The organism is Pseudomonas sp. SST3, assembly GCF_003325755.1.
This window is the reverse complement of the sequence record NZ_QORI02000197.1, coordinates 1-2,959: the sequence shown is the minus strand read 5'-3', so window position 1 is coordinate 2,959 and position 2,959 is coordinate 1. Positions and strand designations below refer to the sequence as shown.

Below are 2,959 nucleotides of genomic sequence, written 5' to 3'. Positions count from 1 at the left end.
TTACTTCGTCAATCAGGTGAGCCGATCCAGCAAATGCCAGGTTGCCGATGAACAGGCTCATCGTGAAGCCGATGCCACACAAGAGCGCAACGCCGTAAAGCTGTGCCCAATTGCTGCCTTCCGGTAGTTTGGCCAAGCCCGTACGAATGGCCAGAGCAGCCAATAGGAAAATGCCAATCTGCTTGCCCACCAACAGACCCAGAGCTACGCCCAGCGGAACCGGATCGACTAGATTCTCCATAGAAATACCGTCCAGTGAAACACCCGCATTGGCGAAGCCGAAAATCGGCACCACAGCGAACGCTACCCACATGTGCAGCTTTTCTTCCAGGAACAGCAGTGGAGACCGGGCCTCCTCTTCAGGTTTGCCCATTGGGACGCACAGTGCAACGGCAACACCCGCAAGGGTGGCATGCACTCCCGACTGCAGCACGAAGAACCACAGCACACCACCGACCAGCAAATATGGGAATAATCGTCTGACGCCCAAGCGATTCATTGCGATCAGAATGACCAGGGTTGCGAGCGATGCCAGCAACATCGGCATGGAAAGACCAGTGGTGTAGAAAAAGGCGATGATGACCACAGCGCCCAGGTCGTCAATGATCGCCAAGGCGGCGAGGAAAACCTTTAACGAAGTCGGGACTCGCTTACCCAGCAGCGACAAGACGCCCAGGGCGAATGCGATATCGGTAGCGGCTGGGATGGCCCAGCCCTTCAAGGTCTCAGAATTATCCCAGTTGATTGCGATGTAGATCAGCGCAGGCACAACCATGCCGCCTATAGCACCAAATCCCGGTAAGGCACGCTGGCCCCAAGTGGAAAGCCCACCTGCCAGAACCTCTCTTTTGATCTCAAGGCCGACCATCAGGAAGAAGATAGCCATCAGGCCATCATTGACCCAATGCTCCACAGACATGCCCAGCCAGACACTGTGCAAGGCGGCAAAATAACCTTGCGAGAGAGGCGAGTTAGCCACAATTAAGGCCGCGAGTGCTGCGCCCATCAGTACGAGACCGCCAGCGGATTCCGACGATAGGAAGCGAGCCAGGATCGCGGCTGCTCTGGGGGTTTCTGCGGGAGTTCTACTGGGAGTCATCAGTGTCCTTACGCTTTGGTCTAAAGCGATTATTTTAACATCAGGGGCTTACCAACGCGGCAGGGCACATAGCCTGTAACGATTCACACCAAGCCCTAATCGGCATCCAGTCTGTTCACCGGCACGGGCTCGTTCACGAGACTCAGGAGCACGCTCCAAGCGCATAGCCACTAAGCGAGCGAACATCGATCCTTCTTTCCAAGCGTGTGGTTCCCGGATATTTGATGATCAGAGCAACTGAGGCGCAGCATAGATGCAAGCACCTCAGCGCGACCCACCGACAGATGCATTTCAATCTGGCGTAGGCCTATTTGGGGATATACGCAGCTACCGACTTGCGAATCTCTTCCCGCGCTTCGTCCGCGCTCCCCCAACGGCCCATCTTCACCCACTTACCCGGCTCCAACGCCTTATAGTTTTCGAAGAAGTGCTGTATCTGTGCGAGGAGTAACGCAGGGAGGTCGGCGCACTCCTTTACGTCGCTGTACATAGAACTGAGTTTGTCATGAGGCACTGCGATCACCTTCGCATCCGCTCCAGCTTCGTCCGTCATGTACATCACACCCACCGGGCGACTGCGAATGACAACACCAGGCGATACCGGGTAAGGGCAAATCACCAGAACGTCCAAGGGGTCGCCGTCATCACTCAACGTATTTGGAATGAACCCGTAATTGGCCGGATAGAACATCGGTGTGCTGAGGAAGCGGTCGACAAAGATCTGCCCACTTGGCTTGTCCACCTCGTACTTGATCGGCGAGTGGTTTGCAGGAATCTCGATAACGGTGAAGAAGTCATCGGGGATCGCGTTACCAACTGGAATGTCCGTGTAACTCATGTTCATAGCTCCGAAGTTTTGGAAGGGGCTGCACTGGAAGTACGTTTTTCCAAGGGTGCCCATCTCGATTGGCGTCTTCGTGAAAAACACCGATATTTCCTCGGAGTCCAGTCGTGTGAACAGCCGTTCTGCCTCATCTTCCGTGATTGCCAAGCGAATTTCTGTGGGTTGATCCGCCAGCTCAAAAAAGTGCGATGAATGCAGTTTCCCAGTGTGCCCAAACCCTTCGATTCCGGTGCAGAGCGTGGCGCCGCGTAATCCCATTTCTTTAGCCACGTCGACTATCCATTCGCCTAGCATTTTTCCCTGATAACGACGGTTTTGTTGGGTGAAGAAAACGACCATATAGCCTTTCATTTCTATCTCCTCAGCGAGTACCAATCATTTGGTAGGACACAAGCCCGGCAGCGGTCATCGCTAACGAACCTACGACGTGCAACGAAATTGAGCCAAGCGCCCAGAGCAGTCTGCCTTCCTGAATCAAGGCAACCGTTTCGGCTGAAAATGTAGAAAAGGTGGTGAGACCGCCACAGAACCCCGTGATGATCAGGAGGCGCCACTCTGGGCTAAGGGAAGGAGATGCGGCCAAGAAGGCGATGGCCAAGCCGATGATGTAACCACCAACCATGTTCGCAACCAGAGTACCTGGAGGAATCGTCGGGAACAGAGCATTCAGTTTCATCCCCAAGAGCCAACGCAACCAGGCTCCAAGTGAAGCGCCAACGGCAATGACGATTAATGACTTCAGCACGGAGAGCCCTCCTCATCACATATGAGTGGGCTAACGGGCAAACGGCTCGCACGGAGGCGGGAAGTGAAGAAAAAATCGAAGGGCAAATTCATATCCTGTCCTAAATTGGAGGACAGGGAGACACACCTACGCACCCTGTCCAGGGTTCACGTAGGCATCATCAGCACGAGGGCGGTTTAAGGAGGAATGCCATCTCCTGTTCTGATCCTATAGCATCAGCGCCAGTGGCATCAAGAGCAGCTGCAAGCTTGCGTTCTGAAGGCCCCTTTGG

At 54.5% G+C, this 2,959-nt stretch carries 3 protein-coding genes, 1 pseudogene and 1 riboswitch; all 4 genes and pseudogenes read right to left on the bottom strand.

Annotated features, from left to right (window positions below; translation table 11 throughout):
- On the bottom strand, positions 1 to 1,099 hold a 1,099-nt coding region (gene nhaA, locus DQ405_RS26460), incomplete at its 3' end, for a Na+/H+ antiporter NhaA (RefSeq protein WP_168426477.1).
- 307 nt (positions 1,100 to 1,406) lie between these two features.
- The gene (ppa, locus tag DQ405_RS27335; RefSeq protein WP_168426478.1) at positions 1,407 to 1,937 is read right to left on the bottom strand and encodes an inorganic diphosphatase; all 531 of its coding nucleotides are present in this window, start codon (positions 1,935 to 1,937) and stop codon (positions 1,407 to 1,409) included.
- 2 nt (positions 1,938 to 1,939) lie between these two features.
- Positions 1,940 to 2,294 (bottom strand): annotated as a pseudogene (locus tag DQ405_RS27330) (DUF190 domain-containing protein).
- Positions 2,295 to 2,304: 10 nt separating this feature from the next.
- Positions 2,305 to 2,688, bottom strand: coding sequence for a fluoride efflux transporter CrcB (gene crcB, locus DQ405_RS26445; protein WP_168426476.1), 384 nt, complete (start codon positions 2,686 to 2,688; stop codon positions 2,305 to 2,307).
- A gap of 144 nt (positions 2,689 to 2,832) precedes the next feature.
- A riboswitch (Fluoride riboswitch) is annotated at positions 2,833 to 2,894 on the bottom strand.
- Positions 2,895 to 2,959: the final 65 nt, after the last annotated feature.

Excerpts from the sequence above, each read along its gene's own strand:
- ppa (WP_168426478.1), bottom strand. The coding sequence starts at position 1,937 with ATGAGTTACACGGACATTCCAGTTGGTAACGCGATCCCCGATGACTTC.